This window comes from Microbacterium sp. SYP-A9085 (assembly GCF_009649635.1).
GTDB lineage: Bacteria > Actinomycetota > Actinomycetes > Actinomycetales > Microbacteriaceae > Microbacterium.
Genome location: NZ_WJII01000003.1, coordinates 1 through 14160, shown reverse-complemented (window position 1 = coordinate 14160; position 14160 = coordinate 1). Strand labels below are relative to the sequence as shown.

The window sequence follows — 14160 nt, the reverse complement described above, 5'->3', positions numbered from 1 at the left end:
CGGCGTACCGTGGGGGCATGTCCGACACGATCACGCTGGTGGCGCCCGACGGCGAGAGGCTCGACGCGTTCGTCGCCCGACCGGACGGCGACCCGCGCGGCGGCGTCGTCGTGATCCACGAGATCTGGGGGCTCACCGACCACATCGTGGACGTCGCCCGCCGGTTCGCCCGTGAGGGATACGTCGTGGTGGCCCCCGACATCCTCAGCCACGGCGGAGTGGCACCGGCGCTCGGCGCCGAGCTGTTCGCGCTGATGAACTCCCGCGATGAGGCCGCCCGCACCGCCGCGCAGCCCCGGATGCGCGAGGCGCTCGCCGGCGCGCGGGCCCCCGAGTACGCCGCGTGGGCGGTCGGGGCCCTCACCGTCGCGGTGGACTGGCTCGACCAGCAGCCCGGCGTGGACGCCCGCATCGGCGCGGTGGGATTCTGCTTCGGCGGTACGTACGCGTTCCTGCTGGCCGCCTCCGACGAGCGGATCCGTGCGGTCGCGGCGTTCTACGGCACCGCGCCGGACCCGGAGCGGATCGCCGCCATCCGCGCACCGGTGCTCGCGCTGTACGGCGCGCACGACCCCGCCCTGATGGACGCGCTGCCTGGCGTGCGCGAGGCGATGGCGGCGGCCGGCGTCGAGTTCACCCCCGTCGTGTACGAGGATGCCGCGCACGCGTTCTTCAACGACACCGGCGCCCGCTACGACCCCGACGCGGCCGCCGACGCGTGGCAGCGGGTCACGGAGTTCTTCGCCGCACGCCTGTGACGCCGGCGATTTGCGGATGCCGCGGCCGGGCCGCTATCGTCGGGCCATGGCCGTGCAGAACCTCGAGCAGCTCGCCGTGAGCCTCGGTTCCGTGCGCCGACGTCTGGTTCGCCGAGGCGGCCGCCGACTCTAGGCGACCCCGCGCCGCGCCGCCGAGTCGGACGCGCGAGGGCGTCGCCGTCATACGGCCCCCGCCGGTCCGTCCGGCGATCCTCGCGAAACTAAGGTAGAAGAATGACCTATTCGGTCGCCGTCTCCGGCGCCTCCGGCTATGCGGGCGGAGAGATCCTCCGCATCCTCGCCGCACACCCCGACATCGAGATCCGCACCGTCACGGCCCACGCGAACGCCGGCCAGCCGTTGATCCGGCACCAGCCGCACCTGCGCAGCCTCGCGCACCTCGACCTGCAGGACACCACGCCCGAGATCCTGTCCGGGCACGACATAGTCTTCCTGGCGCTGCCGCACGGCCAGTCCGGCCAGTACACCGACGCGCTGTCCGACGTGGGGCTCGTCGTGGATGCCGGCGCCGACCACCGGCTCGTCTCCGCCGACGCGTGGGACGCCTTCTACGGGGGCGCGTTCCACGAACCGTGGGCGTACGGCGTGCCCGAACTGCCGACCGCGTCCGGGAAGCAGCGGGCGAACCTCGTCGGCGCGACGCGCATCGCCGCCCCCGGCTGCAACGCGTCGACCGTCAGCCTGAGCCTTGCGCCCGGCGTCGCCGCCGGCGTGATCGAGGCCACCGACCTTGTCACCGTGCTCGCGGTCGGCCCGTCCGGCGCCGGCAAGAGCCTGAAGCCGCACCTGCTCGGCAGCGAGATCCTGGGGTCTGCGAACCCGTACGCGGTGGGCGGCGTGCACCGGCACATCCCCGAGGTCGCCCAGGCGCTGCGCGCCGCCGGCGCCGCCGAGGTGCGCCTGTCGTTCACGCCCGTGATAGTTCCGATGGCCCGCGGCATCCTCGCCACCAGCTCCGCCCGGATCGCCCCCGGCGCCTCCGACACCGACGTCCGCGCCGCGTGGGAGCGCGCGTACGGCGACGAGCTGTTCGTGCAGCTGCTGCCCGAGGGCGTCTACCCGCGCACCGCCGACGTCATCGGCGCCAACACCGCGCTGATGGGCCTGCACATCGACCGCGACGCGAACCGGGTCACCGTCGTGACCGCGGTCGACAATCTCGTCAAGGGCACCGCCGGCGCGGCCGTCCAATCCATGAACATAGCGCTGGGCCTTCCCGAGGACCGCGCCCTCACCGTGAACGGAGTCGCCCCGTGACCGTCACCGCAGCGCAGGGGTTCGAGGCGGCCGGCGTCGCCGCGGGCCTCAAGTCCACCGGCAAGCCCGACGTAGCCGTCGTCGTCAACCGCGGTCCCCGCAAGGTCGGCGCGGCCGTGTTCACCGGCAACCGCGCGAAGGCCAACCCGATCCTGTGGTCGCAGCAGGCGGTCGCCGACGGTGTGGTCGAGGCCGTCGTGCTCAACTCCGGCGGGGCGAACTGCTTCACCGGGACATTCGGATTCCAGACCACGCATATGACCGCCGAGAAGGCGGCCGAGCTCCTGGAAGTGAGCGCCGCCGACATCCTCGTCTGCTCCACCGGGCTTATCGGCTCCGGCGACGAGGTGTTCCGCGGCAAGGTCCTGGACGGGGTGGAAAAGGCGATCGGCGCCCTGTCGGCGGACGGCGGGCAGGCGGCGGCGTCGGCCATCATGACCACCGACACCGTCAGCAAGACCGCCGTGCGCGAGGGCGCCGGCTGGATCATCGGCGGCATGGCGAAGGGGGCCGGGATGCTGGCGCCGGGCCTTGCCACGATGCTCGTCGTAATCACGACGGACGCCGTCCTCGACGCCGCACAGGCCGACGCGGCGCTGCGCGCGGCCACCCGGGTCAGCTTCGACCGGCTGGACTCGGACGGCTGCATGTCCACGAACGACCAGGTGACGCTGATGGCGTCCGGCGTGTCCGGCGTCGTGCCGGACCTCGCCGCGTTCGAGGCCGCGCTGGCCGACCTGTGCGGGGAGCTCGCGCGCAAGCTGCAGGGCGACGCTGAGGGGGCCAGCCACGACATCACGATCGAGGTGCGACACGCGGCATCCGAGCCCGACGCGGTCGAGGTGGGCCGCGCGGTCGCCCGCAACAACCTGTTCAAGGCGGCGGTGTTCGGCAACGACCCCAACTGGGGACGTGTGCTGGCGGCGATCGGGACCACGCGGGCAGCGTTCGACCCGTACGACACCGACGTCTGGATGAACGGCGTGCGCGTGTGCACCGCCGGCGGACCGGACGCCCCCCGCGAGCAGGTCGACCTCACGCCCCGGGCCACGCACGTGATCATCGACCTGAAGGCCGGGGACCACACGGCGACGATCCTCACGAACGACCTCACCCACGACTACGTCCACGAGAACAGCGCCTACTCGTCATGACCGACTCCCGCATCCAGGACACCGACCCGGCCGAGGCGTCCGCCAAGGCGAGGACGCTGATCGAATCGCTGCCGTGGCTGCGGCGGTTCCGCGACCAGGTCGTCGTCATCAAGTACGGCGGCAACGCGATGGTCTCCGAGGAGCTGCAGGACGCCTTCGCCGCCGACATCGCGTACCTGCGCTACGTCGGCGTGCGGCCGGTGGTCGTGCACGGCGGCGGACCCCAGATCTCCGCGATGCTGGACCGGCTCGCGATCCCCAGCGAGTTCAAGGGCGGATACCGGGTCACCTCGACTGAGGCCATCTCCGTCGTGCGGATGGTGCTCACCGGGCAGATAAACCCGCAGCTGGTGGCCAAGATCAACGCGCACGGCCCGCTCGCGACCGGCCTGTCCGGCGAGGACGCGGGACTGTTCGGCGGCCGCCGCCGCGGCGTCGTGATCGACGGCGTCGAGCACGACCTGGGCCGGGTCGGCAACGTCGAACAGGTCGACCCGCAGCCGATCCTGGACCACCTCGCGGCCGGGCGCATCCCGGTCGTCTCCTCGATAGCGCCGGACCTGGACAATCCCGGCCACTCGCTGAACGTGAACGCGGACGCGGCCGCGGCGGCCCTCGCCGTGGCGCTGGATGCCGCCAAGCTCGTCATCCTCACCGACGTCCCCGGGCTCTACGCGGACTGGCCCAACCGCGACTCGCTCGTCTCCCGGCTGACCGCGGACGAGCTGCGCGCGCTGCTGCCGAGCCTGGAGTCCGGCATGATCCCGAAGATGCGGGCGTGCCTGGACGCCGTGTCGGGGGGCGTGGAGACCGCGGCGATCATCGACGGACGGGTGCCGCACTCGGTGCTCGTGGAGATCTTCACCCAGAAGGGCATCGGAACAGAGGTGGTGGCGCAGTGAACGACGCAGGCCCCGGCGCGGGCAGCACGCAGACCTGGCAGGACGAGGTGACCCGCGACCTGCTGAACCTCGGCGGGCGGCTCGCGCTGCTCGTGCGCGGGGAGGGCTCGCACGTCTGGGACGCCGACGGCACCCGCTACCTCGACTTCCTCGGCGGGATCGCCGTGAACGCCCTCGGCCACGCGCATCCCGTGTTCGTCGAGGCCGTCTCCCGGCAGGCCGCGATCCTCGCCCACGTGTCGAACTACTTCGCCACGCCGCAGCAGCTGGAGCTTGCCGCGCGGCTCAAGCGCCTGGCCGGCACCGGCGAGCACGGACACGTGTTCTTCGCGAACTCCGGCTCCGAGGCCAACGAGACGGCGATAAAACTCGCCCGGCTGCACGGCCGCAAGACCGGCAAGACCACGATCGTGAGCCTGAACGGCGCGTTCCACGGACGCACGATGGGCTCGCTGTCGCTGACCCCGAAGCCCGCCTACCAGGACCCGTTCCGGCCGCTGCTGCCGGGCGTGGCCCACATCGACCCCACACTCGAGGCGCTCGAGGCTGCCATTGACGACACCGTCGCCGCGCTCGTGGTCGAGCCCATCCAGGGCGAGGCCGGCGTCGTGCCGCTGCCGGACGGGTTCCTGCGCCGTGCGCGGGAGCTGACCACCGCGCACGGTGCGCTGCTGATCGTCGACGAGGTGCAGACCGGCGTGGGCCGCACGGGGGAGTGGTTCGCGTTCCAGCGCGAGGGCATCCTGCCGGATGCGATGAGCCTCGCGAAGGGGATCGCCGCCGGGTTCCCGCTGGGCGCGCTGGTCACATTCGGCGACAGCGACCTGTTCTATCCCGGCACCCACAACTCGACGTTCGGCGGCAACCCGCTGGCCACGTCCGTGGGCAGTGCGGTGCTCACCGAGATCGAGACGTCCGGGCTGCTCGCGAATGTGAACGAGCGCGGTGCCCAGCTGCGTGCGGCGGTCGCCGGCATGCCACTGGTGACCGGCACCCGGGGTGCCGGGCTGCTGATCGGCGTCACGCTGTCCGCTCTCGTCGCCGCCGAGGTGCGGGATGCCGCGCAGCGGCGCGGCCTCATCGTCAATGCGCCCACGTCCGACGTGATCCGCCTGGCGCCCGCCTACACGATCGGCGACGCGGAGGTCGACGAGTTCACCTCAGTCTTCGCCGCCGCGCTCGCCGAGGTCGCGGCATCCTCCCCCCGCTCCGAAGCCGACCGCTCCGGAACCGACCCGAAGGACCATGCATGACCCGTCACCTGCTGCGCGATGATGACCTGACCCCCGCCGAGCAGGCCGAGATCCTCGACCTGGCGATCGAGCTGAAGAAGGACCGCTGGTCGAACCGGGTGCTCGCCGGGCCCCAGACCGTCGCGGTGATCTTCGACAAGTCCTCGACGCGTACGCGCGTGTCGTTCGCCGTGGGGATCGCCGATCTGGGCGGTTCACCGCTGATCATCTCCACCGCGAACAGCCAGCTCGGCGGCAAGGAGACCCCGTCCGACACCGCGCGGGTCATGGAGCGGCAGGTCGCGGCGATCGTGTGGCGCACGTATGCGCAGGCGGGGCTGGAGGAGATGGCGCGCGGCACGCGGGTGCCGGTCGTGAATGCGCTGTCCGACGACTTCCATCCGTGTCAGCTGCTGGCCGACCTGCTGACGATCCGCGAGCACAAGGGCGACCTGGCGGGGCTGACGCTGGCGTTCTTCGGCGACGGCCGGTCGAACATGGCGCACTCGTACGTGCTGGCGTGCGTCACGGCGGGGATGCACGTTCGCGTGGCATCCCCCGAGCAGTACGCGCCGCGCGAGGACGTCGTGGCGGATGCCGATCGGCGGGCCGCCGCCACGGGCGGGTCCGTGACGCTGCTGACCGACGTGAACGAGGCGGCCGCCGGCGCGGACGTCATCGTGACCGACACGTGGGTGTCGATGGGCAAGGAGGAGGAGAAGGTGGCGCGGCTGCGCGACCTCGGCGGCTACAAGGTCACCAGCGAGCTGATGGCGACGGCGAAGGACGACGCCATCTTCATCCACTGCCTGCCCGCCGACCGCGGCTACGAAGTGGATGCCCAGGTGATCGACGGCCCGCAGTCCGTCGTGTGGGATGAGGCGGAGAACCGCCTGCACGCGCAGAAGGCGCTGCTGGTGTGGCTGCTGCGGCAGAACGGCACCGCGGCGGAGCCCGCCGCGTAGCGCGCCCGCTCTCCGCAACTCCCCGTCCCTTCGTGCCGCATCCCTCGCCGGATGCGGCATCTCAGGACGGCGATCCTCCCGTCCCCTCGTGTCGCTTCGTCGTCCTGAAGCGACACCACCGGACGGCAAACCGCCGCACCCCGCGGGATTCTCGTCCCCTCGTGTCGCATCGTCGCCCCGATGCGGCGCCACCGGACGGCAAACGGCGCCGCGCCCCGCGCCGTTAGGCTGGAACGGTGAGCACCGAGAGCGGCAGGCCCCAGCACCACGGCACCAACGAGGGGGCGCTGTGGGGCGCCCGCTTCGCATCCGGCCCGTCTCCCGAGCTCGCCGCCCTCAGCCGCTCGACGCACTTCGACTGGGTCTTGGCTCCGTACGACATCGCCGGCTCGCGGGCGCATGCGGCCGCACTGCACGCCGCTGGCTACCTTGACGAGGCGCAGCTGACGGGCATGCGCGACGCGCTGGACCGGCTGGAGGCGGATGTCGCCTCCAGCGCCTTCACCGCCGCGCCCACCGACGAGGACGTGCACGGCGCCCTCGAGCGCGGCCTTATCGAACGCGCCGGCGCCGACCTCGGCGGCCGTCTGCGCGCGGGACGCAGCCGCAACGACCAGATAGCGACCCTGATCCGGCTGTATCTGCTCGACCACGCGCGCACGATCGCCCGCGGCATCCTGCGCCTCATCGACGCCATCGTCGCGCAGGCCGAGGCGAACCCCGACGCGATCATGCCCGGCCGCACGCACCTGCAGCACGCCCAGCCGGTGCTGCTCGCGCACCACCTGCAGGCACACGGCTGGCCCCTCGTGCGCGACCTGGAGCGGCTGCGCGACTGGTCCGCCCGCGCTCGCGTATCCCCGTACGGGGGCGGAGCGCTCGCCGGATCGAGCCTGGGACTGGACCCGGCGCTCGTCGCCCGCGAGCTCGGCCTCGATCGCCCCGCCGAGAACTCCCTGGACGGCACCGCCGCGCGCGACGTGGTCGCGGAGTTCGCGTTCATAGCGGCTCAGATCGGGGTGGACCTGTCGCGCTTCGCCGAAGACGTCATCCTGTGGAACACGCGCGAGTTCGGGTTCGTCACACTCGACGACGGGTATTCGACGGGCTCGAGCATCATGCCGCAGAAGAAGAACCCGGACATCGCCGAACTCGCCCGCGGGAAGGCGGGGCGCGTGATCGGCAACCTCACCGGGCTGCTCTCCACACTGAAGGGCCTGCCGATCGCGTACAACCGCGACCTGCAGGAGGACAAGGAACCGGTGTTCGACTCCGCGGCGACCCTCGAGGTGCTGCTGCCCGCGTTCGCGGGCATGGTCGCGACGATGCGGTTCGACCTCGAGCGGATGGCGGGGCTCGCTCCGGAGGGCTTCTCCCTGGCGACGGATGTCGCGGAATGGCTCGTGCGACAGGGGGTGCCGTTCCGGGACGCGCACGAGATCTCCGGCGCGCTCGTCCGGGCGTGCGAGCAGCGGAGCATCGGTCTGGCCGATGCGTCCGACGAGCTCCTCGCCGAAGTCTCGCCGCACCTGACGCCCGCGGTGCGCGACGTGCTCACCATCGCCGGATCCGTGGGCAGCCGCGACGGCATCGGCGGGACCGCGCCGGGCCGTGTCGCCGAACAGCGCGCGGAACTCGTCGCCCGCGCGCAGGGAGCCGCGCACGCGCTGGGCCTCTGACTGATCATCGCGGTTTGATCAGCCAATAGCTTATTTCCGTCAGATATCAGTGATATCCTTATCGCATGGTCGCCGCGCTGATCGTCGACATCGTCGGCTCCCGCCGCATCCCGGATCGGGAGGCCGCCCAGCGCGCGCTCGATGAGGCGCTCGCGCGCCTGCAGCGCGATCTTCCTGTTGCGCTGGTGCCGCTGCATCCCATCGTCGGCGACGAGATGCAGGGGGTCTTCCCGGACCTGGATGCCGCGCTGCGCGCGACCCTGCTGCTGCAGCTTTCGCTGCCGGACGCCGTCCAGTGCCGGTACGGCATCGGCCTCGGCGAGGTGGGCGAGGTGCCTTCGGCATCCGGCGGGATCTCGGACGGGCCCGGCTGGTGGGCGGCGCGCGCCGCGATCGAGACGGCCGAGGCGCTCGCCGCGCGTACGCTCCCGGCGGCGCGGGTGCGCGTGGCGGCGTCGGACGGCAGCGTGGATGCCGACGGCGATGCCGTGCGGCACGCGAATGCGTACCTCTTGGTGCGCGATCAGCTCGTGAGCGCGATGAGCGAGCGGACCCGCCGGCTCACGCACGGACGCTGCCTCGGCCTCACACAGCGACAACTCGCGGCACAAGAGGGCGTCACGCAGTCGGCGGTGTCGCAGGCGCTGACCGCCGCCGGCGCGGCCGCCGTGGTCGAGGGCTACCGCCTGCTGCGCGGCTGATCCGCGGCCGCACGAGCTGCCCATCGCATCCTCCGCGCGGGCCGCTCACCCATCGGCAGACGCGAGGACGTATCCGCCGACGCTCGCGTCGCCGACTCACCAGATGGCGAGCCGAAGCAGGGCGCCGACCACGCACGCCCAGACGAGGCTTGCGAGCGTTCCCACGATGAACCGCTCCCGCGCCTCCGGCTCGCCGAGCTCGGAGAACCGGCCGATTCCCTTGATCGCGACGACCACCGCTATCGCCTCCGGGTATCCCACGACGATCGCCACGACGGCAGCGAGCCGCTCCAGATAGCCGATCACGGTGCCGCCGCGCATGAGCGTGCGCGCGGTGTCGCCGTCGTCGGCGGTGACGATGATGCCGCCGTCCGCGGTCTCGCGCACCCGCGACCCCGCCGCGTAATCGAGGACGCGCCGGGCCACCGGATTGCCGCCGACCACGGCCACCGTCACGCCGAGCACCGTGAGGATCAGGCCCATGATCGCCGGCGTGTTCACGGGCGAGATCGCCACCACGAGCAGGGCCAGCACGACGAGGATCCCCGCGACCAGGAGCGGATACGTCGACAGCCGCCGCATCGCCACGACGATAAGCACGAGCGCGGCGCAGAGCGCGAGGAACAGGAAGATCGACAGCACGGCCGTCAGCAGCACGTCGGCACCGGGCACCAGGACCATGTCGCCAGTCTGGCATGCGGGTACGACATCCCGTTCGCTCACAGCGAAATCCCCCGCGATCCCGCTGATAGCCTGATGCGCGTGTCCTCACCCGCTCTGAGCGCCCTTGCGCCGGCCAACGATCCGACGTTCGACAACGTCTGGGACGAACTGGTCTGGCGCGGCCTGGTGCACGTGTCCACGGATCCCGAGGCGCTGCGCGCCCTGCTCGGCGGGGACCCGATCACGTATTACTGCGGCTTCGACCCGACCGCGCCGAGTCTGCACCTGGGCAACCTCGTGCAGCTGCTGCTGCTGCGCCGGCTGCAGCTGGCCGGGCACCGGCCGCTGGGTCTCGTGGGCGGGTCGACGGGCTTGATCGGGGACCCGCGGCCGACCGCCGAGCGCAACCTCAATACGCGCGAGACGGTGGCGGAGTGGGTCGCAAAGCTGCGCGCGCAGGTCGAGCGGTTCCTCAGCTTCGACGGCGAGAACGCAGCCCGCATCGTCAACAACCTCGACTGGACCGCGCAGCTGTCGGCGATCGACTTCCTCCGTGAGGTGGGCAAGCACTACCGCGTCGGCACGATGCTGAAGAAGGACGCCGTCGCCGCCCGGCTGAACTCGGATGCCGGGATCAGCTACACCGAGTTCAGCTACCAGATCCTGCAGGGGATGGACTTCCTCGAGCTGTACCGGCAGTACGACTGCGTGCTGCAGACCGGCGGCTCGGATCAGTGGGGCAACCTCACCAGCGGCACGGATCTCATCCACCGTGTGGAGGGCGTGTCGGCGCACGCGATCGGCACGCCGCTGATCACCAACAGCGACGGCACGAAGTTCGGCAAGAGCGAGGGCAACGCCATCTGGCTGGATGCCGAGATGTGCAGCCCGTACCGGATGTACCAGTTCTGGCTGAACACGGACGATGCCGACGTGATCGACCGCATCAAGATCTTCACGTTCCTGACGCGGGCCGAGATCGAGGAGTACGCGCGCCTCGTCGAGGCCGAGCCGTTCCGCCGTGCCGCGCAGAAGCGCCTGGCGCGCGAGGTGACGACGCTCGTGCACGGGACGGACGCGACCTCCGCCGTGGTGGCAGCCTCCGACGCCCTGTTCGGAGGGGGCGACCTCACGGCGCTGGATGCCGCCACCCTGCGCAGTGCGCTGCTCGAGTTGCCGCACGTGGAGGCATCCGTGGACACGACCGTCGCGCAGGCGCTGCTGGACACGGGCCTCGTCTCGAGCCTTTCCGAGGCCCGGCGGGCTGTGGCCCAGGGCGGCGTGTCGCTGGACGGCGCCCGGGTCGAGGACGAGGGGGCTTTCGTCACCGGTGCGCTGCCGGGGGGCGTGTCCGTGCTGCGCCGCGGCAAGAAGACGCTCGCGGGCGTGTTCGTCGCCCGCTGACGATGCCGTTCACGCCCAGCCACGCCATCGTCGCGCTGCCGTTTCTGCGGACGCCGCTGGTGCCCGCGGCGATAGCGGTGGGCGCCATGACGCCCGACCTGCCGTTGTTCGTCCGCGGCACTGTGCTGGGCACCGTGATCGACTACGGCTGGACGCACGATCTCCGCTGGATGCCGGTCACGGCACTGCTCGCGCTGGGCCTGCTGGTGCTGTGGCGCCTCCTGCTGCGCCCCGCCGCCCGCGAGCTGGTCCCGCCTGTGCTCGCGCGCCGGCTTCCGGCGGAGTGGGATGCCGCGACGAGCGTGCGCGAGATGGTCACGCGCGGTGGCGCGATCCCGCCGCTGCGCGGCATCCTGATCCTCGCGCTGTCGCTCCTGATCGGCGTTGCCAGCCACATAGCGTGGGACGCGTTCAGCCACGAGGGCCGCACCGGTGTGGCGCTGCTGCCGGTCCTGGACGAACAGTGGGGCCCCTTCGTGGGCTACCGGTGGGTGCAGCACGGGTCGAGTGCCGTGGGCCTCGTGGTCTTCGTGGTGTGCGGGATGCTGTGGCTGCGCCATGCGACGGTTACGGCGCGGCGGCGCGTAACGACGCCGGCGCTGCCGTGGCTGTGGCTGGCCGCGCTCGCGGCCGCTCTCGCGGTGGCCTGGCTCATCGGCCTCGTCCTGCTGGGGCCTCTGACGCCGACGTTCACGGCCGCGCACCTGGCGTACCGGGTCCTGCCACCGGCGTGCGGCGTGTGGGGCGCTTTCACCGTGGCGCTGTGCATCGCGGTGCGCGTGCGGCGCCGTCGCGCGCGGTCGTAGACTCGCCGGATGACGGACGCGCAACGGCCCGGAGCCGGCGCGTGGGTGCCCGACTCGGACGATGTGGACGCTCTGCGCGAGGCCGCTCACGCGTGCCGTGGCTGCGAGCTGTGGCGCGACGCGACGCAGGTGGTCTTCGGCGACGGCGACCAGTCGGCGCGGCTCATGCTCGTCGGCGAGCAGCCCGGCGACAAGGAGGACCTTGCGGGCGAGCCGTTCGTGGGCCCGGCCGGCCGGATCCTGCAGGACGCGCTCGCCGCCGCCGGCATCGGATCCGATCGCGTGTATCTCACGAACGCCGTCAAACACTTCCGGTTCCAGCAGCGCGGCAAGCGGCGCATCCACGAGAAGCCGCAGGTCGCGCACATCACCGCCTGCCATCCGTGGCTCGAGGCGGAGATCCGCAGTGTGCAGCCGGCCGTCATCGTATGCCTGGGCGCGACGGCCGCACGCGCGGTGCTCGGCCGCGACGTGCGCATCGGGCAGGAGCGGGGCATGCGCCAGGAGTCCGGCGGGCGCGCGGTCGTGGTCACCGCGCATCCCTCGGCGATCGTGCGGATGCGCGACCACGACGAGCGCGAACGCGCGCTCGCCGCCCTCGTCGACGACCTCCGCCTCGCCGCAACCGAGGCCTGACCCGACGCGGGGCCCGCGGCTACCGATCCAGCCACGCCGCGCGGTCGCCGCCCCACGGCCGCGGCGCGGCGAAGGCGGTGGGACCGCCGGCGTACCCGACGGCAGGTCCGACCGTGGTGACCCGCGATCCGGCGACGTCGAACTCCTGCACGTGCGGCGCCGGGTCGATGGGCGTCGACGCCGGCGGGGCGGCGGTCCGCGGCATCCCGAGCAGTTCTGCGGCGACGCGTCGCAGGGATGTCGCCACGAGCCACGATCCGCCCTCGGCCGCGCGCCGGGCCAGCGCCGCCATGACGCCGGCGGCGAGCAGGTATCCCGTCGTATGGTCGAGCGCCTGGGCGGGGAGCACTCCGGGCGCGTCCGCAGCGCCCTCGATGACCGCGATGCCGCACGCCGCCTGCACGAGGCTGTCGAATCCGCGACGGTCGGGGTCCGCCCATGCGGTGTGCTGGGCGACCACGAGCCCGGGGCGCCGTCGGATGAGAGCGTCGGGGGAGAGTCCGAGTCGGGCGAGGGATGTCGCGCGGTACCCGAGAGCCACGACGTCCGCGGTGCGCAGCAACTCGTCGAACCGCGCACGATCGGCGGGCGCCGAAAGGTTCAGGAGCGCGGAGCGCTTGCCGTGTCCGGTGTCCAGGTGCTGCGCGGCGATCTCGGGGATGCCGGGCGGGTCGATGCGCAGCACCTCGGCGCCCAGCAGCGCGAGCGTGCGCGTCCCGACCGGACCGGCGATCACGCGCGTGAGGTCGAGGATCCGGATGCCGCGCAGCGGCGCGTCCGCAGAACCGGCCAGGCGCGGGCTGGCGGGGGCCGCGCCGATTGAGCGCACGTCGATCAGCGGCTCGGTCCGAAGACGGGCGTCGCGGGCGGGATCCTCCGCGCGGACGACGACGCACAGTCCGCCGGCTCCCGTCACCCTTTCGGCGGCGGCGGCGGCGGGCAGGCGCTGCAGTGCGGCGGCGACGTCGTCGCGCAGTGCGCTGTCGCCGAGTCCGAGGCCGCGACGGAGCGCGGCGGCGTGGTGCGGATAGTTCCCGTGCGTGCGGACCCACCCGTCTGCTGCGCGGAAGAAGCCCGACAGCGCGGCGAATGCCTCCGGGTGCTCACCGTCGACGAGAAGTCGCTTCTCGCTCGCGTAGGCGAGCGCTATCCGGTCGGGATCCAGGCGCACCGACGGGGCGCCGGCCAGGGCGGCGGCCGCCGCCGAGGCCGCGGACACACCGGCCCACGCCAGCTCCGCGACCGCGGTCCGCGCCGGCAGCGGCACCGGACGGGCGGGCTCGACGGCCGGTGCGGAGGCCAGTCCGAGTTCACCGAGGATCGCGGCGGCGGTGGTCATACGCCGACAGTACGCGCGCCCCCCGAGATGAGGAAATGGCGTCCGATCAGCCAGACACGCCCGGGATGCAGCCTCGATTGGGCCGAGCCTGCCCGCGTCGCGTACAGTAATACCTGTTCGCCCCAAAGGGTGCCGCGGAGAGGCCGGAAGGCCCCGCCCCCTCAAGCAGCGGACCACCTCCCATTCTCCTCCACGGTCGGCCTTTCAGCCGGCGCGGTTGGTGGTAGCATGGGAACCCCGATCAGAGCAGCGTGTCGCTCAGACTGCGCGTGCGGGTCGGGTATGATTGTGAAGTTGCCCTGCGTGATGGTTTTGGCCTGGTCGTGGGTGCGTCCGATCCTTGAGAACTCAACAGCGTGCACTTGTCAAATGCCAAATTATCCTCGTCCTGACTGTTTTTGGTTGGGGTGAGATTCCTTTGGATCAATTTATGGATTGTCAGTGATGGCATTCTGTGTTGGTCAGGTTGAACTCGCTGCAGCGTCTGCCGTTTTCCCGGTGGTGTTGTGGCATCGTTTTTTTACGGAGAGTTTGATCCTGGCTCAGGATGAACGCTGGCGGCGTGCTTAACACATGCAAGTCGAACGATGAACCTGGGTGCTTGCATCTGGGGGATTAGTGGCGAACGGGTGAGTAACACGTG

Annotated in this window: 13 protein-coding genes and 1 rRNA gene; 12 read left to right on the top strand and 2 right to left on the bottom strand. The window is 71.7% G+C overall.

The window, feature by feature from the left end; genetic code table 11:
- Positions 1-17 precede the first annotated feature (17 nt).
- From GH740_RS07785 to GH740_RS07750, 8 genes are all read left to right on the top strand, one after another.
- Entirely contained in the window at positions 18-758 is a 741-nt protein-coding gene (locus tag GH740_RS07785; protein WP_153745570.1) for a dienelactone hydrolase family protein, read from the top strand.
- A 234-nt stretch (positions 759-992) separates the two neighbouring features.
- Positions 993-2036 (top strand): N-acetyl-gamma-glutamyl-phosphate reductase, encoded by a 1044-nt coding sequence (argC, locus tag GH740_RS07780; RefSeq protein WP_153745569.1) that lies wholly within the window; start codon positions 993-995, stop codon positions 2034-2036.
- Entirely contained in the window at positions 2033-3190 is a 1158-nt protein-coding gene (gene argJ / locus GH740_RS07775; protein ID WP_367641077.1) for a bifunctional glutamate N-acetyltransferase/amino-acid acetyltransferase ArgJ, read from the top strand. The genes argC and argJ overlap by 4 nt, the downstream gene beginning before the upstream one ends.
- Entirely contained in the window at positions 3187-4092 is a 906-nt protein-coding gene (argB, locus tag GH740_RS07770) for an acetylglutamate kinase (RefSeq protein WP_153745568.1), read from the top strand. Before argJ ends, argB begins: the two co-directional genes overlap by 4 nt.
- Positions 4089-5345, top strand: coding sequence for an acetylornithine transaminase (locus GH740_RS07765; RefSeq protein ID WP_367641074.1), 1257 nt, complete (start codon positions 4089-4091; stop codon positions 5343-5345). Before argB ends, GH740_RS07765 begins: the two co-directional genes overlap by 4 nt.
- Entirely contained in the window at positions 5342-6289 is a 948-nt protein-coding gene (gene argF, locus GH740_RS07760; RefSeq protein WP_153745567.1) for an ornithine carbamoyltransferase, read from the top strand. The genes GH740_RS07765 and argF overlap by 4 nt, the downstream gene beginning before the upstream one ends.
- A 236-nt stretch (positions 6290-6525) precedes the next feature.
- Positions 6526-7968 carry an argininosuccinate lyase gene (argH, locus tag GH740_RS07755; RefSeq protein ID WP_367641072.1) on the top strand — a complete coding sequence of 481 codons (1443 nt, stop codon included), beginning with the start codon at positions 6526-6528 and terminating at the stop codon, positions 7966-7968.
- Between the two features lie 65 nt (positions 7969-8033).
- On the top strand, positions 8034-8669 hold the full coding sequence (locus GH740_RS07750; protein ID WP_153745566.1) for a SatD family protein: 636 nt from the start codon (positions 8034-8036) through the stop codon (positions 8667-8669).
- A gap of 96 nt (positions 8670-8765) precedes the next feature.
- Here GH740_RS07750 and GH740_RS07745 read toward each other — a convergent pair whose 3' ends face one another.
- Positions 8766-9350 carry a hypothetical protein gene (locus tag GH740_RS07745; protein ID WP_153745565.1) on the bottom strand — a complete coding sequence of 195 codons (585 nt, stop codon included), beginning with the start codon at positions 9348-9350 and terminating at the stop codon, positions 8766-8768.
- A gap of 75 nt (positions 9351-9425) precedes the next feature.
- On the opposite strand from GH740_RS07745, the gene tyrS reads away from it, so the two are divergent.
- The 3 genes from tyrS to GH740_RS07730 are packed head-to-tail and all read left to right on the top strand — an operon-like array spanning position 9426 to position 12178.
- Positions 9426-10736, top strand: coding sequence for a tyrosine--tRNA ligase (gene tyrS, locus GH740_RS07740; RefSeq protein WP_153745564.1), 1311 nt, complete (start codon positions 9426-9428; stop codon positions 10734-10736).
- A gap of 2 nt (positions 10737-10738) precedes the next feature.
- Positions 10739-11542, top strand: a complete 804-nt coding sequence (locus GH740_RS07735) for a DUF4184 family protein (protein ID WP_153745563.1) — start codon at positions 10739-10741, stop codon at positions 11540-11542.
- Positions 11543-11551: 9 nt separating this feature from the next.
- Positions 11552-12178, top strand: coding sequence for a UdgX family uracil-DNA binding protein (locus tag GH740_RS07730; RefSeq protein ID WP_153745562.1), 627 nt, complete (start codon positions 11552-11554; stop codon positions 12176-12178).
- Positions 12179-12197: 19 nt separating this feature from the next.
- Here the strand turns inward: GH740_RS07730 and GH740_RS07725 are convergent, their stop codons facing one another.
- Positions 12198-13517 carry a CoA transferase gene (locus GH740_RS07725; RefSeq protein ID WP_153745561.1) on the bottom strand — a complete coding sequence of 440 codons (1320 nt, stop codon included), beginning with the start codon at positions 13515-13517 and terminating at the stop codon, positions 12198-12200.
- 519 nt (positions 13518-14036) lie between these two features.
- On the opposite strand from GH740_RS07725, the gene GH740_RS07720 reads away from it, so the two are divergent.
- A 16S ribosomal RNA gene (locus GH740_RS07720) occupies positions 14037-14160 on the top strand; the annotation flags it as partial.